Raw genomic sequence first — 18,337 nt, 5'->3', positions numbered from 1 at the left:
GCGTGGCGGGCGGCACACTCGCCGACGACGAGGGCGGCGCGGGCCGCGCCGGGGCGGCCGCTGGCGTCCGTCAGGAGGCCTCAAGGGCCTCGGCGGTAAGCAGTCCCCTGATGAAGGTCGCGAAGTCGGGGGCGAGCACGGTTGCGCGGTAGTCGCGCTCCTGGTCGACGTGGACCACGCGCGGCTCGCCCCGGGGGCCGCACTCGGAGTAGTCGAGCATAACGACGTCGTGGCCCGCGCTGGGGCAGGCGCCGAACACGACGCCGATCTGCGGGTACCCCCACTCCTCGATCATGAAGCGCGAGCCGCTCTCCCCGGCGAGAGAGTCCTCCAGGGACATCCCGATCGGGGCGATCCGGGAGACGGCGACGTGGTCCTCGGCCCAGGAGGTCGGCGCCTCGACGGGGAAGCAGCCGCGTCGCAGGCCGCCGCCGTTGTGCAGGCGGCACAGCTCGACGTAGGCGTCGGGCAGGCGGTAGCCGAGGACCTCCTCCACCTCGGCGACGAGCTCGTCGGAAGGGGCCGGCTCGGGCCGCGTCTGTGCGTCGCGCACGTCGTCGGACCACAGGCCGTCGAGGTCCTCGGCGGTGAAGGAGCCGGTGCGGCGCCGCACGGACGGCGGCGCGGCGCCGTCGGCCGTGGGCGGGACTCCGGCGGGCGGGTGCGGCACTGGCATGCAGGACCTTTCGGGACGGCGGCGCGTGCCGTCAGCATAGGCGCCGAGACCGTTTCGCCGCATGCGTCTGCGCGCCCTGTCTAGGATGACGCGCATGAGTGATATCGACACCAACAACGGCGCCAATGAGGGCGACTTCTTCGCCCTTGTCTCCGGGCCGGTCCCCAGTCCCTTCGCTGCGGAGGACGCCGACTCCTTTCCCCGGACACGGTGGGCCTGACAGTTGTCGACCTCGGGGTGCTGCACGCGCCCTCGGGGCGCATTGAGGCCTGCGACCCCTTCTGCTGCTTGGGGGACGGCCCGGTCTTCGACGTCGAGCCCGGCGACTACCCTGTCGGGGTCACGATCGCTGACGTCTCCAAGGAGCAGGACGGCTCCCATGAGCGCGAGGCGTACCTGTCCCTCGTGCTGGGTGATGGCGAGCCGGTCGCCGTGGAGGAGGCGCAGGTGGCCTCTGGGCCGGACTGGGGCGTGGGCGTCGACTCGGGCACAGTCGCCTTCGTCGATCACGAGGCCGTCCCCGCCGCCATGCCCGCGAAGGAGGACGGCGCCGACTGGTACGACGACATCTTCGACTCCGGGGAGCCCGGGTCCTGGTTCAGCCTCATGGACTCCTCCGAGCACTACCGGGCGGGGGCAGCCAATATCGTCATGCCGCTGGCTGGGGACGGAGAGAACGTCGTCCTGTCGCACTCGGGCTGGGGCGACGGCGCCTACCCGGTCCTGCTCACCCGCGACGCCGAGGGCGCTCCCGTGGGACTGCACATCGACCTCGGCGTGGTCGGTGTGTTCGCCGGGGACGATGACGAGGACGACGAGGACGACGAGGACGAGCGCTGAGCCTGGCGCCGGGGCCGAGCCCCGCACAGAGACGCTGGAGATGCTCAGAGATGCTCATGGACCACGGGCCCTGACTCTTCCCAGGTTCCAGCGGGAGCGGACGGCGCCCGTCCCCGCCGGTCTCAGTCGTCGAAGTCGAACCCTTCGGCGTCGGCCTCCGTCACCAGGGCGGTGATGGCCCGCGAGTCGGTGAGGTAGGGGGTGAGGGCCTGGGCGAGCCGCTCCATGGCGGGGCGCGGCCCGCGGGCGCAGAACATGCCGCCCTCGGGATCGGCGTCCGGCTCGTCGAGCTCGCCCTTCTCGACGAGCCTGCGCACGACCCCCTCCCAGAAGTACCCGTTGGGCTCATGACCGAGGGACTCGACGACGCCGGCCGTGACGGGCTCGGCGGCGTAGAAGAAGCAGGAGGTGATCCCGTCCTCGAAGTCGAGCAGGCGGATGAAGTCGGGCGTGGTCGTCATGGCGGCCTTTCGGATCGGTGGTGAGATGCAGGCCCTCCCGGGCGCGGGGGAGGACGTTGGCGCGCTCACGGTACCGGCCGCGCCCGGCTTTCCGCGAATGCGCCGACGGGGCGCTGTCCCCGGCCCGGGGCCGGCTCTCGGCGCTCTCATCATCTTCACAGGCTGAGCGGGGGCGGATGTCCAGGTCCAGCAGGTTGCATAGTGTGTGCCGCCGGACGGAGAGGGTCACGAGGGTTGGGGAACCCGGTGACCGGCCCTCCTCCGAGATGGCCCGGGGTCTAAGGGAGCCCGGGGTCGATCGCTCTGGCGAAGGAGGGGGCTCCCCCGACTGGGAACACGGGAGCGGAGCCCCTCGACGACAAGGGCCCGCGGGCCGGGAGAGACAACCCGGCACCGCGGGCCACGTCACTCTCAATCTTCCCGCGTTCCCCGCGTCGAAGCCGAGCCGACGATATCGTTTGCTGTAACTGATATCGGAGGAGAGGGCTACGGCCGGCGTTGCCGCCCGTCGTCTTACGGGCTCTCCCGTCGCTGCTGCCGCCCGCTCACGGCGCTGTGCTCTGGCCACCCGCGGTGTCGACGACTTCGAGGCGGCAGGGGCTGAGACTTCTGAGACTCTTAGTCCACTAGTCCACGGCGGGCCGGTGACAAGTAGTCCCCGGGCGCGCCCGGGCCCGCAGGCCGCGCTCGATGGCGAGCTCGGGCGGGACGCTCTGCGCGCCGGTGCGCGGACGCGTCAGCTCTCGGTGGCCTTCCCCCTCGGCGCCACATTGACGCGCCCGGTGCTCAGCAGCGCTATTGCCACGATGGCGAAGAGAAGAACCCCGGGCAGCCCCACAATGCTCGATGTGACCGTGCGCCAGGTGTGCCCCGGGGCAAGCAGATTCATGGGGAAGAGCGCGCAAGCGTTGAGTGTTCCGTGCGTGATCGCCGCGGGCAGGATGCTCCCCGATCTCGTCCGCAGCCAGGCCAGCAGCGTGCCGAGTCCCATGCAGAAGAGAGTGAACAGTCCGATGCCTGCGACCGCCGGGATCTGGGACGCGTACTCATAGCCCATGACGATCAGCGGCGCGTGCCACAGGCCCCACACCGCACCCGTGAGTGCCACGGCCCGCCACGGCCCCAGCGGGGCCAGTGCGCCGAGGAGCCACCCGCGCCATCCCGTCTCCTCGCCGAGGGCCAGGGCGGCATTGATCGTGCACCCGCCGACGACGGTCTGGACAGCCAGGGCCGGCAGGAGGACTCCTGCCGGCGGCAACGGCCTTTCCGGGGCCTTCGCCGACGTCTGCGCCATGAGGCCGCCCATTGACCAGTCGACCTCCAGCCACCCCGCCATGATCGCCACCGTCAGGCAGGCCGCAGTCGCGACCAGGACCACGGCCACCCCTATGAGCGCCGAAGTCAGCACGCGGCCCCAGCCGCCCCTGCTCGACGAGTCGCGCCGCAGAGCCACGGCTCGCGGCCAGGGCCGGCCGGTGACGAAGCGGCAGACGACCCATGAGGCCAGCGCGGGGGAGAACATGCGGACGGACATGAGGGCCTGCGCCAGGGGCGTCCCCAGGCCGCCTGTTGCTGCGCAGGCCGCGTCCAGCACGAAGGCGGCCCCCATCGCCACCATGACGAACAGGCCGACCGCTCGCCATTGCACGGTGCCAGGGGCGGTCGCATCCATGGGCGGAGTACCTCCAGTCGGGGCCGGGCCATCGTCGTCCACCATAGCCCCGACAGGGTCCCGTGGTCCCGCTGCCGCTCTGCGCTGGCGCTGCCAGAGGCGCCCCGTCCCCTGGGCTCCGGGGCCCTTCAGAATGTGTTCGATCCCACCATCCTGTGGTGGGGTGGTCCCAGGGTGGGGGAGAATGCGGGCATGTCGAGTCTTCCTGCTCTTCGTCTTCCCCGCAAGAAGGGGCGCGCAGTCTTCCAGGTCGTCGGGTCCGCCTGCTTCGTGATCGCCGGCATCGTTCTGCTCATCATGGGCCTGACGTCCCAGTCCACCGGCCTCAGGTCCCTTGAGCTCACGGTCATAGGAGTCGTGGCGATCCTCGTCTTCGGCTTCTTCGGGTTCCTGGGCGCGCGCATGCTGACTCGTCCGGCCCTGGTCGTCGACGACCGCGGCATCTGGGACAACACCTCGGGTCTGTCGGTCGGCCTCATCCCGTGGGAGCAGACTTTGGGCTTCCAGCCGGTCAGAGTGGCGCTCAATGACCTTGTTGCGGTTCTCTGGGCCGATGAGCAGTGGGCCTGGGACCATATGAAGCCGACGGCTCGTCGGATGAATCGGCTCAACCACGGCATGGGCACGCCCGTCGGCCCGATCAGTGCGGACATGCTCAAGGTGACGGGCCCGCAGCTCGCCCTCATGCTGCTGGAGCAGCGTCGCCGGCGCCGCCCGGAGCTGTCCGAGGCGCCCGGCATGCCCTCAACGGCCTGATGATGCGGGCGATCCCAGCAGCCGGCTCTTCTGCTGGTCTCCTCGGACCAGGAGGTGCGGCATGACTCCGCGCGGACGCCGGCCCGCCGGCAGCCCGGACGCGCGCGAGGCGATCCTTGCGGCTGCCCGCACCGCCTTCGCCCGCGACGGGTACTCCACGTCCCTGCGCGGGATCGCCCGCGACGCCGGCGTCGACCCCGCCCTGGTGCACCACTACTTCCCCGGGCGCGCCCAGCTCTTCACCGCCGCGATCCTGGCGAGTCCGGAGGGTCAGGAGCTGGACGCGGCCGCGCTGATCGACGGCGTGCGCAACCTTCCCGACTCCAAGCAGGGCGAGGCCCTGGTCCGGCTGTTCGTCATCCAGTGGGACGACCTGGGAGGGGAGCGCTTCGCCGCGGTCGTCCGTGCCGCGCTGGGGGACGAGGCGATCATGTCCCGGATCCGCGCCATGCTCCTGGCCGGCCTGGTGACCCCGGTGGTGGCGCGTGCGGCGCCCGACCAGGCGGACCTGCGCGCTCAGCTGGTCGTGAGCCAGCTGGTCGGCCTCGGAGTCGCACGATGGGTGGCGCGGCTGGAAGCCGTGCGCACCGCGGACGCGGAGGTGCTGGCCGCCGCCGTCGGCCCGACCGTCCAGCGCTACATGACCGGCGACCTGGCCGGCTGAGTGATCTTCCGCGACGGCCTTGAACGTGGCGCCGCCCGCGCCCTATATTCATCACATGATGAAAAACGTGAGCGGCTCCCCGCTCTCCATCATGTTGTCGCCGGCCGATCGCGGCCCCGCCTCCCCGGCAGACCCGGCGGTCCGTGTCTGCGACCTGCGTGTGAGGCGCAGCGGCAGCGAGATCCTGCACGGGCTGGCCTTCGCCCTGCCCACCGGCACCATCACCGGCCTGCTCGGCCCCTCCGGCTGCGGCAAGACCACCCTCATGCGCGTGCTCGTCGGCGTCCAGCGCTACGACGGCGAGGTCGCCGTTCTCGGCGCCGAGCCCGGTGCCCCGGCGGTGCGGGACCGCATCGGCTACGTCACCCAGGAGGCCGCCGTCTACAAGGACCTCACCGCCCGGCAGAACCTGCGCTACTTCGCCTCGCTGGCCGGCTCCCGCGCCCGAGCCATCGACGAGGTCCTGGAGACGGTGGGACTCGCGTCCCTCGCCGACCGGCCGGTCGGCACCTACTCGGGCGGCGAGGCCAACCGGGTGTCGCTGGCCTGCGCCCTGGTGGCCGGGCCCGAGCTCCTCGTCCTCGACGAGCCCACCGTCGGCCTGGACCCCCTGACCCGCGAGGACCTGTGGGCCACCTTCCACGCCCTGGCCTCCCAGGGCGCCACGCTCCTGGTCTCCAGCCACGTCATGGACGAGGCCTTCCGCTGCGACTGCGTCCTGCTCATGAGGGACGGGAACCTGCTCGACACGACCACCGCCTCCGCGCTCCTGGAGCGCACCGGGGTCGAGACCCTCGACGAGGCCTTCCTCACCGTCATCCGCGAGTCCGAGAAGGAGGGCGCCCGATGAACGCCCGCACCTACGCCGCCACCGTCCGCCGCGTGCTGGCACAGCTGGTTGCCGACCGGCGCACCCTCGCCCTGATCATGGCCGTGCCCACCGCCCTGCTCACCCTGCTGTACTTCGTCTACTACGACTACCCCGGCGCCGGCGCGCTGTTCAACCGCATTGCCGTGTCCATGATGGCGGTCCTCCCCATGATCGTCATGTTCCTCGTCACCAGCGTCACCATGCTGCGCGAGCGCGGCTCCGGCACCCTGGAGCGCCTGTGGACCACGCCCCTGCACCGCGCGGACCTCCTCCTCGGCTACGCCACCGCCTTCACCGCCACCGTCGTGGGGCAGTCCCTCATCCTGTGCGCGGTGGCCGCCTGGTTCCTCGACGTCGAGATCGCCGCCTCCTGGGCCTGGGTCATTCTGACCGCCCTTATTGACGGCTTCCTGGGGGTGGCCATGGGCCTGTTCGTCTCGGCCTTCGCCCGCACCGAGTTCCAGGCCGTCCAGTTCATGCCTGTGGTCGTCGGCCCGCAGATCTTCCTGTGCGGGCTGCTCGTCGCCCGCGACCAGCTGCCCCGCGTCCTGGAGCTGTGCAGCAACGTCCTGCCCATGAGCTGGGCCGTCGACGCCGTAGGCGAGCTGGCCGCCAACGAGACGCCGACGGCGGACTTCTCCGCGGACCTGGCCCTTCTGGCGGCCGCCGGGCTCGCGGTCCTCGCCGTAGCGGCCCTTACCGTGCCGCGCAGAGCCCGCTGAGGCCGGGCCCCTGCCCGGCGTGGTACCGTGGCCATCGGCTCCGCCGCGAGTCGGCATCCTGCGGCGGCGCCGGGGCAGGGGGGGCGCGATGGGTGTTGGCGGATTCGCGTTTGTCACGATCGTGCTGTTCATGGTGCACGAGTTCGACGAGATCGTCTTCATCCGCCGATATATCGACAAGCACTCGGGCGACGACCGCTACAGGTCGGAGATGTTCGTCGCGGGAGCGCACCGCTATCCGTCCACCGAGCTCATATCGGCGATGATCTGCGAGGAGCTCATCGTCTCGAGCCTCATCCTGCTGGTCGGGACTCTTCTGGGCTCGATCGAGGTGGTGGCGGCCACGTTCATCGCCTACGCGCTGCATCTGCTCGCCCATATCCGCGAGGCGCTCGTCTTCCCCGGGTGGGCGCCGGGCAGCCGGACCGCCGTGTTGACGTCTCCGCTGGTCATCGTGGTGCTGGGCGCCATGCTCATAATGTTCACCGTCAACTGGCCGCTGCTGGCGGTCCTCACGATCGTGATCGGCGCGGGGCTGCTTGCGAACCTGAACCTCATGTACAGGCTGACGGGCAGGGTCGATGCGGCGATCACAAGCGCAGCGTGAGGCTCCCAGGGCCGCCGAGGCCTCCTGAGCTCGAGCCCCGGGTTCGATCCCGGAACCCCCGCCCATGGGGGGCAGGCCTTGGCGTCCTCGGCGTCCTTTTTGCCTTTGTTCCGGAACCCCCGCCCATGGGGGGCAGGCGGTGTCTCGTGCTCTGGGACGCCACAGCGAGGGGGTCGGGCTGTGTGTTGGGTGCTGCCGGGGCCGGTCTCCAGGAGATCATGGAGAACCGGCTGGGAGGCCACCCGGCGGCCGCCCGACCCCGCGAACCGGTCTCGAGCCGGAAGTGACCGATCTCGACGCGGAATACGACCGAATACGACCGATCTCGGCGAACATGGGCGGCCTCCCAGGCGCCTCGATCTGACACCCCTGGTCGCGGTGGCCCCTCACGACTACCGTCGCATCCGTGTGGCTCCTGTTCGCCTGCGCCTCCGCCCTGTTCGCCGGGCTGACCGCCGTCCTGGCCAAGCAGGGCGTGCGCACCACCGACTCCACCCTCGCCACCGCCCTGCGCACGCCCGTCGTCCTCGTCGGCGCCTGGGGCATGACCCTGCTCAGCGGCTCGATCCGCGAGCTCGGGCAGGTCGACGCCCGCAGCCTCGCCTACCTGGTTCTGTCGGGCCTGGCCACCGGCGCCTCCTGGCTGTGCTACTTCAAGGCGCTCCAGCTCGGGGACGTCAGCAGGGTCGCCCCCGTCGACAAGATGAGCACGGTCCTCACGGTGATCATGGCCGTGCTGCTCCTGGGGGAGGGCCTGAGCGCCCTCGGCGCCGTCGGGCTGGTCCTGGTCACCATCGGCACGCTCCTCATGCTGCGCGCCGAGGACCTGCGCGCCCTGCCGCGGGCGCTGGCCGGAGGCGGCGGGTGGCTGCTGTACGCGCTCGGTGCCGCCCTGTTCGCGGCCCTCACCGCGATCCTCGGCAAGATCGGTATCGCCGCGGTGCCCTCCGACCTCGGCACCGCCATCCGCACAGGAGTCGTCCTGGTCATGGCCTGGGCCATGGTCGGCGTCGCCGGACGGCTCGGGAGCGCCACCCGCGTGCCGCGCGGCGAGATGACCTGGATCCTGCTGTCGGGCCTGGCCACCTGCGCCTCCTGGCTGTGCTACTTCCGCGCCCTCCAGGACGGGCCCGCCAGCGTCGTCGTCCCCATCGACAAGCTCAGCGTCCTGGTCTCCGTGGCCTTCTCGGTCCTCGTCCTGCGCGAGCACGTGGGCGTCCGGGCGCTGCTCGGCCTGGCCGTCCTCGTGGCGGGAACAGTCGCCCTCGCCCTCTGAACAGGGCGGGCCGCAGGACCCCGGCGCCCTGCGGGTGCCTCGAACCGGTCTCGAGCCGGAAGTGAACCGATCTCGGCGCGGGTCTCCACCGATCTCGGCGAAAGGGAGCCGCGGGCCCGGACGCTCGGAATCAATCATCTAGGATCAAGGGCAATGACGAGCATGCCGATCAGTTCACCAGCCGCACCGCCGGCGATCACCTCCGCCGGCCCCGCGGCCTCCGGGCCCGCGCGCTCACCCGGTGCGCACGACGACGTCACGCGCAGCCTCGTCCTGCCCGCTGGGCTCGCCCCTGTGGCCCTTCTCGGCGTCCGCGACGAGGTCCTGCGCGCCGTTGAGAAGGGCTTCCCGGACGTCGACCTCTACGTGCGCGGCAGCACCATCACCGCGACCGGCGAGCAGTCCCGCGTCGACGTCGTCGTCCTGCTCCTGTCCGAGCTCATCGACGTCGCCCGCGCGGACACGCCCCTGACCGCGGACGCCGTCGAGCGCGCCATCGGCCTGCTGGAGACCGCCGCGTGCCCCGCCGAGGTCCTGGCCGACGACGTCCTGACCGCCCACGGCCGCACCATCCGCCCCAAGTCGCTCGGCCAGAAGGCCTACACCGACGCCATCGAGGAATCCACCATCACCTTCGGCATCGGCCCCGCCGGAACCGGCAAGACCTACCTGGCCATGGCCAAGGCCGTGGACGCGCTGACCCGCAAGCGGGTCTCCCGCATCATCCTCACCCGCCCCGCCGTCGAGGCGGGTGAGAACCTCGGCTTCCTGCCCGGAAGCCTGACTGACAAGATCGACCCCTACCTGCGGCCCCTCTACGACGCCCTGCACGACATGCTCGCCCCCGAGGCCCTGCCCCGCCTCATGGCGGCCGGCACCATCGAGGTGGCGCCCCTGGCCTACATGCGCGGGCGCACGCTCAGCGACGCCTTCGTCATCCTCGACGAGGCCCAGAACACCAGCCCCGAGCAGATGAAGATGTTCCTCACCCGTCTCGGCTTCGGCTCGCGCATGGTCGTCACCGGCGATGTCTCCCAGATCGACCTGCCCGGCGGGCGCGAGTCCGGCCTGCTCGTCGTGCGCCGGATCCTCGACGGCGTGGACGGCATCGCCTTCTGCGAGCTGGGGGCCGACGACGTCGTGCGGCACCGGCTCGTGGGCCGCATCGTCGAGGCCTACGCCCGCTACGAGGCGCGGGCCGCCGGGGACGCCGAGGCCGTTGGATCCACCGGGCCGACGGCGCCCGCCGCCCGCGCCGACGGCCACGGCCACAACCACGGGCGCGGAAGCCGCCGCGGCCGCACGCCCTCAGAATTCCGCGGGAGGAACCGCCTGTGAGCACCGAGGTCCTCAACGAGACCCAGACCGTCATCGACGGCACCGAGTTCGCCGCGCTGGCCGACCACGTCCTGCGCGCCCTGCACGTCAACCCGCTGGCCGAGCTGAACATCCTGTTCGTGGACCCCGAGCCCATGGCAGAGCTGCACATGCGCTGGCTCGAGCTGCCCGGCCCCACCGACGTCATGAGCTTCCCCATGGACGAGCTGCGTCCCGGCACCGTGGACAACGAGACGCCGGCCGGGACCCTGGGCGACATCGTGCTGTGCCCGCAGGTCGCCGCCAAGCAGGCCATCGAGGCGGGCCACTCCGCCGTCGAGGAGATGCTCCTGCTGACCACCCACGGGATCCTCCACCTCCTGGGCTACGACCACGCCGAGCCGCAGGAGAAGAAGGAGATGTTCGACCTGCAGCGCACCCTGCTCCTGACCTTCCTCGCGGAGCGGGGACAGTGACCGGCACGCCCGTCGCCCTCCTGGTCGTCCTGGCCGTCGTCGTCCTCGTCTTCGGCGCCCTGCTGTCCGCCGGGGAGGCGGCCCTGACGCGCATGACCCGCGCCGCCGCAGAGGACCTCGTCGAGGACGGGCGCCGCGGGGCGGGCAGGGTCCTGGCCCTGGCCGAGAGGCGCGGCCAGGTGCTCGGCTCCGTCGCCCCCATCCGCGTCGCCGTCGACATGCTCGCCGCCGTCCTGCTGACCCTGGCCGTCTCCGGCCTGCTGAGCCGGTGGTGGCAGGTGCTGGTGGTCGCCGTCGTGCTCAATATCGTCCTGCTCGGCCTGGTCGTCGGCTTCTCGCCGCGCTCGGTGGGGCGCCGCAACCCCGACGGCACCCTTCTCATCCTGGCCGGGGCGCTGCTCAAGGTCGACGCCCTGGGCGCCCCGTGGCGCTGGATCGAGTCCCACTACGGTCGCTCGTCCGCCCTGACCGACGCCGAGGCGCGCGCCGAGGTCACTGAGGACCTGCGCGAGATGATCGACGAGATCGGCGAGGCCGAGACCATTGAGGACGAGGACCGCGAGATGATGCGCAGCGTCGTCGAGCTCGGCCAGACCCTCGTGCGCGAGGTCATGGTGCCCCGCCCCGACATGGTGACGATCGACGCCGACAAGACGGCCTCCGCGGCGATGCGCCTGTTCGTGCGCTCCGGCTACTCGCGCGTGCCCGTGGTGGGGGAGGACGCCGACGACGTGCGCGGCATCCTCTACCTCAAGGACGTCCTGCGGCGCCTGTCCGACCACCCCGAGCACGAGATGCGCCCCGTGTCCTCCTTCACCCGCGAGGCCCTCTGGATCCCCGAGACCAAGCTCGCCGACGACCTGCTGCGCGAGATGCAGACCGACCACGTCCACATGGTCCTGGCCGTCGACGAGTACGGGGGCACGGCCGGGCTGGTCACCATGGAGGACCTCCTGGAGGAGGTCGTCGGCGATCTCACCGACGAGCACGACCACGCCGAGCCCGAGGTCGAGGACCTGGGGCAGGGGCGCTACCGCGTGCCCGTGCGCCTGGGCCTGGACGCGCTCGGCGAGCTGTTCGACCTGGAGATCGATGACGACGACGTCGACACCGCGGGCGGCCTGCTCACCAAGGCCATCGGCCGCGTCCCCCTGCCCGGCGCCCGCGGCAGCGCCCAGGGCGTCGACCTGGTCGCCGAGGAGGCCGTCGGCAGGCGCCGCCAGGTCGCCACCCTCATCGCCAGCCGCACCCCCGAGCCCGCCGACCACCACGAGTGAGGACCGCCCATGACCAACACATCCGACACATCCGACACGTCCGACACGTCCGACACGCCCGACACGCCCTTCCGCTTCCCCGGCGACGCCGAGCCCACGGACGGCCCCGGCGCCCCGGGGGGCCTCGCGGGCCCCGACGGCGAGGCCCGCGCCGAGATCGTCGCCCCCGAGATCCCCGAGGGCTTCCGCGCGGGCTTCGCCTGCCTGGTCGGGCGCCCCAACGCCGGCAAGTCCACGCTGACCAACGCCCTGGTCGGCGCCAAGGTCGCCATCACCTCCGGGCGCCCCCAGACCACCCGCCACAATGTGCGCGGCGTCGTCCACCGCGACGACTCCCAGCTGGTGCTGGTCGACACCCCCGGCCTGCACCGCCCCCGGACCCTGCTCGGCAAGCGCCTCAACAACCTGGTGCGCGAGACCCTCGCCGACGTCGATGTCATCGCCTTCTGCGTCCCGGCCAACGAGAAGATCGGCCCCGGCGACCGTTTCATCGCCCGCGACCTGGCCGAGACGCGCACCCCCGTCGTCGTCGTGGTCACCAAGACCGACACCGTCTCCAGGGCCGCGGTCGCCGCCCAGCTCCTGGCCGTCGACCGGCTCGGCGAGTGGGCCGACATCGTCCCCGTCTCCGCCAGGCGCGGCGAGCAGGTCGACGTCCTGACCGGTGTCCTCGTCTCCCACCTGCCGCCCTCCCCGCCGCTGTACCCCACCGGCGAGATCACCGACGAGCCGCAGGCGGTCATGATCGGCGAGCTCGTCCGCGAGGCCGCCCTGGAGGGCGTGCGCGAGGAGCTGCCCCACTCCCTGGCCGTCGTCGTCGACGAGATCCTGGACCCGACCACGGACACCACCGGTTCGCGCGTCAAGGGCGCGGGCGCCCGCCTCCAGGTGCGGGTGAGCCTCGTCGTCGAGCGCGACTCCCAGAAGGCCATCATCATCGGCAGGGGAGGATCCCGCCTCAAGGAGATCGGTATCACGGCGCGCCGGGGCATTGAGAAGCTGGTGGGGCGGAAGGTCTACCTCGACCTGCATGTGCGGACCGCCAAGGACTGGCAGTCCGACCCCAAGGCCCTGGCCAAGCTGGGCTTCTGACCTGTGCCTCCTCGTCCTCGTCCCAGGGGGGAGCCGGCCCACCCGACCCTCGCCCAGGTGCGGTCGGGCTGGGCCTGGGCGCGCGCCCTCCCGCGGCGCTCGCTCGCGCTCGGGTCGCGCCTGTGGCGCACCGAGCGGCGGCGCACCGCCCTGGGCCTTCTGGCGGTGCTGGCGGCCGCGCTCGCCCTGGCCCTCCTGGGCGCGGACGGCCAGACGATCTGGGAGATCCTGGCGACCCTGGGCCTGGGCGCCCTGGTCGTGGCCGTCTCGGCCGACCACCGCACCTCGGGGACCGTCGTCGTGACCGTGCTGGCCCTGAGCCTCGTGGGCACCCTCGCGGGTCCGCGCTGGTCGCCCGAGCCCCTCACCGAGCCGCCGGCCCTCCCCACCGCCGACACCGCCATCGGTGGTGAGGCGACCACGCCCGCGACCGGCACCTATCGCATCGAGGCCTCCACGGTGACCATCACCCAGGCCGACGGCGAGCAGGTCCCCGCCCTCCTGCGCCGCCCCGTCGGCGTCACCGCCACCACGCCCGGCGTGGTCTTCCTGCACGGCGCGGGAACCCATGACCTCCGGGGCTTCGCCGGTCAGGCGGAGGCGCTGTCCTCCGCCGGCGTCACGACCCTCGTGCCCTCCAAGCCCATGGAGGACTACTCGCTGACTTCCCGCGACTACCAGGCCATGGCCGCCGACTACCAGCGCAGCGTGGACTACCTGATCGCGCTTAACGGCGTGGACCCGACGCGGGTGGGCCTCTACGCCGAGTCCGAGGGCGCCATCCCCGGGGCGGTGCTCACCGCCGACGACGAGCGCATCGCCTTCCTCGTGATGGCCAGCGCCCCGGTGGTGCCGCTGCGCGAGCAGATGGCGCTGGCCATGGACTCCTACATGCGCAATGTCGGCGTGCCCGAGCCCATGCTCGTCCTCATCCCGCGGCTGCTGGGCTCCACCCGGGTTCCGGGGGGCGGCTTCGAGTACGCCGATTTCGACTCCGTGCCCTACCTGGAGAGGATCACCGTCCCCGTCCTCATGCTCTACGGAACGGCCGACGCCTCCATGCCGCTGGTCCAGGGGCCGACGACGGCGCGGCAGGCCCTGCACTCCGGCGGCGCCGCGCTGACCGTGCGCTACTACGACGGCGCCAACCACGGGCTCAAGCTCGGCAGCAGCACCGACGGCGACCTCGCCCCCGGCGTCGCCCGCGACCTCGCCCGCTGGGTGACCGGGCTGCCCGCCACCGCCGACGCGGCCCCGCACGTCGCCGGAGCCGCCCCGAGCCAGGCCTACTGGGCGCGCACTCCCGACCCGACCCGCTGGTACGCCTCGGGCGATCTCATGCTCGCCGCCTTCGTCGTGGGCTTCGGCCTGCTCGCCCTGGCCGGGCTCCTGTGGGCGGCCGGCCAGGCGCCCAGGCTGCGCGACCGGCGCGGCCTCCACCTGCCCGATCCGATCGGGCGCTGGACGGTCTCGCTGAGCCTGAGCATTGTGGCGGCCTGGGTGCTGTACCTCGCCTACATCGCAGAGGTGGTCTCGCTGGCGACGAGCTACCGCACCAACTACCTGGTCTCCTACGGCGGCTGGATGCTCGCCCAGGTCGTCGCCCTGGGCACCGTCGTCCTGTACGTCAGGCTCGTCCAGCGCGTCTGGCTCATGCGCGGGCACATGCGGCACGACCGCGAGGAGGGCGGCCGCTGGCTCACGGTGCCCGCGGGCTGCGTCCTCGGCTCCGCCCTGTGCGGGACGGCCGTTCTTCTGACGGCCCTGGCGTACTGGGGCCTGTTCCCGCTCCTGTACTGAGTCCCCGCCCCCGCGCCGAGCCGTCTCCGGCGGGCGGAACCAGTACGGGACCGGTACGGGACCGCCGTCGTCCGTGCCGGCGCGCACTCCCCGCACAGCCTCCCCGCAGCGCGGCACCAGACATCCAGTTGGGACTTTTCGCCCACGGGGCGTGCGGGATGGGGCACACTTAGAGGCGTTTCGTACCCCGAGCCAGGAGCACTACGCATGTTAACCACCGTCGATCACCCCCTGCCCGGCGACGCTGAGCGCCGTTGCCCCGCGGAGCTGTGGGAGCTCGGTGAGAAGGCGGCCGCACGCGCGCGCCGCTGGGCCGACGAGTCGGCCTCCCAGCCCGTTCCCCGCACAGCGCGGCTTCTGGCGCGCATCCTGTCGGATCCGGACGGTCTGGGGTTCACAACCCGCTTCGTCGATGACGTCGTGCGACCCATCGACCTCGACGTCGCCAGTCATGCTCTGGCGCGGCTGGCCGCTGGGCGCACCGACTTCCTGCCGCGCTCCCTGGCCGCGGCCATGGGCCTGGGAGGCCGGGCGACCCGCCTGGCGCCCCGCTCGGTGACCACCGTGGCCCGGCGCGTCTTCCGCGAGATCGTCGGCGACCTCGTCGTGGACGCCACCGACCGGGGGCTGGGCCCCGCCCTGGCCCGGCTGCGCACCGGCGGCAACCGTCTCAATGTCAACCTTCTGGGCGAGGCCGTCCTGGGGGACAGGGAGGCCTCCCGCCGGCTGGCGGAGGTCTCCCGCCTCGTGGCCCGCGAGGACGTCGACTACGTGTCGGTCAAGGTCTCGGCCGTCACCGGCCCGCACAACCCCTGGGGCTTCGAGGAGGTCGTCGCCCACGGCGTGGAGGTGCTCTCCCCGCTGTACCGCCTGGCCCGCGACCACGGCACCTTCCTCAACCTCGACATGGAGGACTACAAGGACCTCGACCTGACCATCGCGGTGTTCACCGCCATCCTCGACCAGGAGGACCTGACCGGCTACGAGGCCGGCATCGTGCTGCAGGCCTACCTGCCGGACTCCCTGGCCGCCATGGAGCGTCTCCAGGCCTGGGCGACCGCCCGCGTGGACGCCGGCGGGTCGCGCATCAAGGTGCGCGTGGTCAAGGGCGCCAACCTGTCCATGGAGCGGGTGGACGCCGAGATCCACGGCTGGGAGCTGACCACCTGGCCGACCAAGCAAGCCACGGACACGAGCTACAAGCGCATCCTCTCCTGGGCCATGACCCCCGAGCGCACCCGCGCCATCCGTCTGGGGGTGGCGGGGCAGAACCTGTTCGACATCGCCTTCGCCCACGAGCTGCGGGAGGCCCGGGGCGTGGCGGACGACGTCGAGTTCGAGATGCTCGCGGGCATGGCCACCGGCCTGCAGGAGGTCGTGCGCCATGAGACGGGCCACCTTCTGCTGTACGTGCCCGTGGTCGACCCGGGCGAGTTCGACGTCGCCATCTCCTACCTCGTGCGACGTCTGGAGGAGAACGCCGCCCCCGAGAACTTCATGTCGGGCGTCTTCGACCTGGCCGCCGACGAGGCCGTCTTCGCCCGTGAGGAGGGGCGCTTCCTGGCCGCTCTGGCCGACCTCGACCCCGCCGCGCCCGCGCCGGCCCCCAACCGCTCCCAGGACCGGCTCGCCGAGCGCGAGGCGGGCGTCCCGACCGCCACCGCCTCGGCCGAGCGCATTCGGCGTCCTTTCGTCTCGACACCGGACTCGGACCCCTCGCTGGCCGCCAACCGCCGGTGGGCCCGCGACATCGCCGCCGCCGTGCCGGCCTCCGAGAGGGGCGCCGCCCAGGTCGAGGCGGGCGCCGCCCGCATGGGAACCGTCGCGAGGTGCGACGCGGTCGTGAGGGCGACCGCGGCCGCCGCCGCGGCCTGGCAGGGGCGCGACCCCGACGAGCGCGCCGTCGTCCTGAACCGGGTCGGGGACGTCCTGGAGGCCCGCCGCCACGAGCTCATCGAGGTCGCCGCCTCCGAGGCGGGCAAGACCATCGACCAGTCCGATCCCGAGGTCAGCGAGGCCATCGACTTCTGCCGCCACTACGCCGAGGCCTCCCTGCTGCTGCACGACCCGGAGCACATGACCGGCGCCCGCTTCGCGCCGGTGGACCTGACCGTGGTCGCCTCGCCGTGGAACTTCCCCCTGGCGATCCCCACCGGGGGAGTGGCGGCCGCCCTGGCCGCGGGCAGCGCCGTCATCCTCAAGCCGGCTCCGCCCGCCAAGCGCTGCGCCGCCGAGCTCGTGCGCGCCTTCCACGACGCCGGCCTGCCGGAGGACCTCGTGGTCCTCGCCCCGCTGGAGGACGGCGAGGTCTCGCGCCACCTGGTGACCCACGAGCAGGTGGGCCGCGTGGTGCTCACCGGCTCCTACGACACCGCGCGGCTCTTCCGCTCCTGGAGGCCGGACATGCGCCTGCTGGGGGAGACCAGCGGCAAGAACGCCATTATTGTCACGCCTTCGGCCGATCCGGATCTCGCCGTGCGCGACGTGGTGGCCTCCGCCTTCGCCCACGCCGGACAGAAGTGCTCGGCGAGCTCCCTGCTCATCCTGGTCGGCTCGGCCGGGACCTCGGAGCGCATCGCCCGCCAGCTGGTGGACGCGACCTCCTCCCTGCGGGTGCGCGGCCCCGAGCACCTGGACTCCCAGGTCGGCCCCGTCGTCGTCCCCGACGACGAGAAGGCGCTGCACGGCCTGACGACGCTGGGAGCCGGCGAGCACTGGGTGCTGACTCCGCGGGATCTGGGCGACGGCCTGTGGCGCCCCGGCATCCGCGCCGGTGTCGTCCCCGGCAGCGAGTTCCACCTGACCGAGTACTTCGCCCCGGTGCTGGGCGTCATGCGGGTGGAGACTCTCCAGGAGGCCATCGACGCCGTCAACGCCGTCGACTACGGCCTGACCTCGGGGCTGCACACGCTTGACGCCGACGAGCTCGCGGTCTGGCTGGACTCGGTCGAGGCCGGGAACCTCTACGTCAACCGCGGCATCACCGGCGCGATCGTGCGACGCCAGCCCTTCGGGGGCTGGAAGCGCTCGGCGATCGGGTCGACGACCAAGGCCGGCGGGCCGTCCTACCTGCTCGGGCTGGGCGAGGTCGTTCCGGCCGCCGGCCGGAACCACGAGGAGGCCTACGAGGGCCACCACGACCTGGTGTCCACCCTGGACGCGCGCGTGTCCGCCCTCTACGACGCCGTGCGCACCCACCTGGAGCGTCGCGACATGACCGAGCTGCGCCGCGCGCTCGTGGCCGACGCCGAGGCGTGGCGGTCCCAGTACGGCGCGAGCCGGGACGTCACCGGCCTGGTCTGCGAGCGCAACGTGCTGCGCTACCGGCCCACGCCCGTCGTCGTGCGGGCCGCGGGCGGCACCCACCCCGCCGACCTGGTGCGCGTCGTGGCGGCCGGCGTGCGTGCGGGCGCCTTCGTGAGCCTGTCCGTGGCGGACAGGCTCCCGGCCGAGCTGGCGAGCGCGCTGGCCGCCGCCAATGTCGAGGTGGATGTCGAGGCGCCGGGCGTGTGGAGCGCACGCCTGGCGGACCTGGCGGCCTCCGAGGCGCTCGGGCTGCGCGTGCGCGTGCTGGGGCCGCGTGAGCAGACCGCTGCCTGCCGGTGGCGGGAGGCGAGTCGCCTCACCGGCGGCAGCCCCGACGTCGCCCTGTACACGGGGGCCGTGACGACCTGCCCGCACTCCGAGCTGCTGCCCTTCCTGCACGAGCAGGCGGTCGCGGTCACCAACCACCGCTTCGGCACGCCGCTCGACCTGGCCGCCGGGCTGCTCTGAGGGCGGCGCGGGGCCGGCCCGCGCCGCCCGGCCCCGCGCCCGCAGGCCCCTTCGCC

At 72.4% G+C, this 18,337-nt stretch carries 17 protein-coding genes; 14 read left to right on the top strand and 3 right to left on the bottom strand.

Features of this window, described 5'->3' with window-relative positions; genetic code table 11:
* Window positions 1-70: 70 nt before the first annotated feature.
* A complete protein-coding gene (locus O145_RS00715; RefSeq protein ID WP_156966556.1) occupies window positions 71-676 on the bottom strand; it encodes an SMI1/KNR4 family protein in 606 nt (201 codons plus the stop codon).
* Window positions 677-770: 94 nt separating this feature from the next.
* Here O145_RS00715 and O145_RS19500 point away from each other — a divergent pair, with 94 nt between their 5' ends.
* Both O145_RS19500 and O145_RS00710 read left to right on the top strand, forming a co-directional pair.
* The gene (locus O145_RS19500; protein ID WP_267489897.1) at window positions 771-896 is read left to right on the top strand and encodes a hypothetical protein; all 126 of its coding nucleotides are present in this window, start codon (window positions 771-773) and stop codon (window positions 894-896) included.
* A complete protein-coding gene (locus O145_RS00710) occupies window positions 887-1,516 on the top strand; it encodes a DUF4241 domain-containing protein (RefSeq protein ID WP_043558266.1) in 630 nt (209 codons plus the stop codon). The genes O145_RS19500 and O145_RS00710 overlap by 10 nt, the downstream gene beginning before the upstream one ends.
* A 122-nt stretch (window positions 1,517-1,638) precedes the next feature.
* On the opposite strand, the gene O145_RS00705 is transcribed toward O145_RS00710, so the two are convergent.
* Entirely contained in the window at window positions 1,639-1,977 is a 339-nt protein-coding gene (locus tag O145_RS00705) for an Imm51 family immunity protein (RefSeq protein WP_084682267.1), read from the bottom strand.
* 736 nt (window positions 1,978-2,713) lie between these two features.
* A complete protein-coding gene (locus O145_RS00700) occupies window positions 2,714-3,649 on the bottom strand; it encodes a CPBP family intramembrane glutamic endopeptidase (RefSeq protein WP_043558264.1) in 936 nt (311 codons plus the stop codon).
* 192 nt (window positions 3,650-3,841) lie between these two features.
* Here O145_RS00700 and O145_RS00695 point away from each other — a divergent pair, with 192 nt between their 5' ends.
* From O145_RS00695 to O145_RS00640, 12 genes are all read left to right on the top strand, one after another.
* Complete coding sequence (locus tag O145_RS00695) at window positions 3,842-4,405, top strand: STM3941 family protein (RefSeq protein WP_043558261.1); 564 nt, start codon at window positions 3,842-3,844, stop codon at window positions 4,403-4,405.
* Window positions 4,406-4,466: 61 nt separating this feature from the next.
* Window positions 4,467-5,069: a TetR/AcrR family transcriptional regulator gene (locus tag O145_RS00690; protein WP_043558259.1), complete on the top strand. Its 603-nt coding sequence runs from the start codon at window positions 4,467-4,469 to the stop codon at window positions 5,067-5,069.
* A 58-nt stretch (window positions 5,070-5,127) separates the two neighbouring features.
* On the top strand, window positions 5,128-5,919 hold the full coding sequence (locus O145_RS00685) for an ABC transporter ATP-binding protein (protein ID WP_411265934.1): 792 nt from the start codon (window positions 5,128-5,130) through the stop codon (window positions 5,917-5,919).
* Window positions 5,916-6,662 carry an ABC transporter permease gene (locus O145_RS00680; RefSeq protein ID WP_043558256.1) on the top strand — a complete coding sequence of 249 codons (747 nt, stop codon included), beginning with the start codon at window positions 5,916-5,918 and terminating at the stop codon, window positions 6,660-6,662. The genes O145_RS00685 and O145_RS00680 overlap by 4 nt, the downstream gene beginning before the upstream one ends.
* Window positions 6,663-6,750: 88 nt before the next feature.
* Window positions 6,751-7,269: an HXXEE domain-containing protein gene (locus O145_RS00675; protein ID WP_043558254.1), complete on the top strand. Its 519-nt coding sequence runs from the start codon at window positions 6,751-6,753 to the stop codon at window positions 7,267-7,269.
* Window positions 7,270-7,675: 406 nt separating this feature from the next.
* Window positions 7,676-8,545, top strand: a complete 870-nt coding sequence (locus tag O145_RS00670; protein WP_043558251.1) for an EamA family transporter — start codon at window positions 7,676-7,678, stop codon at window positions 8,543-8,545.
* A 153-nt stretch (window positions 8,546-8,698) separates the two neighbouring features.
* Window positions 8,699-9,883 carry a PhoH family protein gene (locus O145_RS00665; protein WP_043558248.1) on the top strand — a complete coding sequence of 395 codons (1,185 nt, stop codon included), beginning with the start codon at window positions 8,699-8,701 and terminating at the stop codon, window positions 9,881-9,883.
* On the top strand, window positions 9,880-10,338 hold the full coding sequence (ybeY, locus tag O145_RS00660; RefSeq protein WP_043558245.1) for an rRNA maturation RNase YbeY: 459 nt from the start codon (window positions 9,880-9,882) through the stop codon (window positions 10,336-10,338). Before O145_RS00665 ends, ybeY begins: the two co-directional genes overlap by 4 nt.
* Window positions 10,335-11,615 carry a hemolysin family protein gene (locus tag O145_RS00655; RefSeq protein ID WP_043558242.1) on the top strand — a complete coding sequence of 427 codons (1,281 nt, stop codon included), beginning with the start codon at window positions 10,335-10,337 and terminating at the stop codon, window positions 11,613-11,615. Before ybeY ends, O145_RS00655 begins: the two co-directional genes overlap by 4 nt.
* A 9-nt stretch (window positions 11,616-11,624) precedes the next feature.
* The gene (gene era, locus O145_RS00650) at window positions 11,625-12,707 is read left to right on the top strand and encodes a GTPase Era (RefSeq protein WP_052374442.1); all 1,083 of its coding nucleotides are present in this window, start codon (window positions 11,625-11,627) and stop codon (window positions 12,705-12,707) included.
* Between the two features lie 57 nt (window positions 12,708-12,764).
* The gene (locus tag O145_RS00645) at window positions 12,765-14,507 is read left to right on the top strand and encodes an alpha/beta hydrolase family protein (protein WP_043558239.1); all 1,743 of its coding nucleotides are present in this window, start codon (window positions 12,765-12,767) and stop codon (window positions 14,505-14,507) included.
* 207 nt (window positions 14,508-14,714) lie between these two features.
* Window positions 14,715-18,281, top strand: coding sequence for a proline dehydrogenase family protein (locus O145_RS00640; RefSeq protein ID WP_043558236.1), 3,567 nt, complete (start codon window positions 14,715-14,717; stop codon window positions 18,279-18,281).
* Window positions 18,282-18,337: the final 56 nt, after the last annotated feature.

The organism is Actinomyces israelii DSM 43320 (assembly GCF_000711965.1).
GTDB classification, from domain to species: Bacteria; Actinomycetota; Actinomycetes; order Actinomycetales; family Actinomycetaceae; genus Actinomyces; species Actinomyces israelii.
The sequence above is the reverse complement of the archived record's forward strand: the minus strand, read 5'-3'. Positions and strand labels throughout refer to the sequence as shown.

Bases quoted from the DNA above. Each gene is read 5' to 3' on its own strand.
- O145_RS00715 (WP_156966556.1), bottom strand. From the start codon at position 676: ATGCCAGTGCCGCACCCGCCCGCCGGAGTCCCGCCCACGGCCGACGGC.
- O145_RS19500 (WP_267489897.1), top strand. From the start codon at position 771: ATGAGTGATATCGACACCAACAACGGCGCCAATGAGGGCGACTTCTTC.
- O145_RS00705 (WP_084682267.1), bottom strand. From the start codon at position 1,977: ATGACGACCACGCCCGACTTCATCCGCCTGCTCGACTTCGAGGACGGG.
- O145_RS00700 (WP_043558264.1), bottom strand. From the start codon at position 3,649: ATGGATGCGACCGCCCCTGGCACCGTGCAATGGCGAGCGGTCGGCCTG.
- O145_RS00695 (WP_043558261.1), top strand. From the start codon at position 3,842: ATGTCGAGTCTTCCTGCTCTTCGTCTTCCCCGCAAGAAGGGGCGCGCA.
- O145_RS00690 (WP_043558259.1), top strand. From the start codon at position 4,467: ATGACTCCGCGCGGACGCCGGCCCGCCGGCAGCCCGGACGCGCGCGAG.
- O145_RS00685 (WP_411265934.1), top strand. From the start codon at position 5,128: ATGAAAAACGTGAGCGGCTCCCCGCTCTCCATCATGTTGTCGCCGGCC.
- O145_RS00680 (WP_043558256.1), top strand. From the start codon at position 5,916: ATGAACGCCCGCACCTACGCCGCCACCGTCCGCCGCGTGCTGGCACAG.
- O145_RS00675 (WP_043558254.1), top strand. From the start codon at position 6,751: ATGGGTGTTGGCGGATTCGCGTTTGTCACGATCGTGCTGTTCATGGTG.
- O145_RS00665 (WP_043558248.1), top strand. From the start codon at position 8,699: ATGACGAGCATGCCGATCAGTTCACCAGCCGCACCGCCGGCGATCACC.
- era (WP_052374442.1), top strand. From the start codon at position 11,625: ATGACCAACACATCCGACACATCCGACACGTCCGACACGTCCGACACG.
- O145_RS00640 (WP_043558236.1), top strand. From the start codon at position 14,715: ATGTTAACCACCGTCGATCACCCCCTGCCCGGCGACGCTGAGCGCCGT.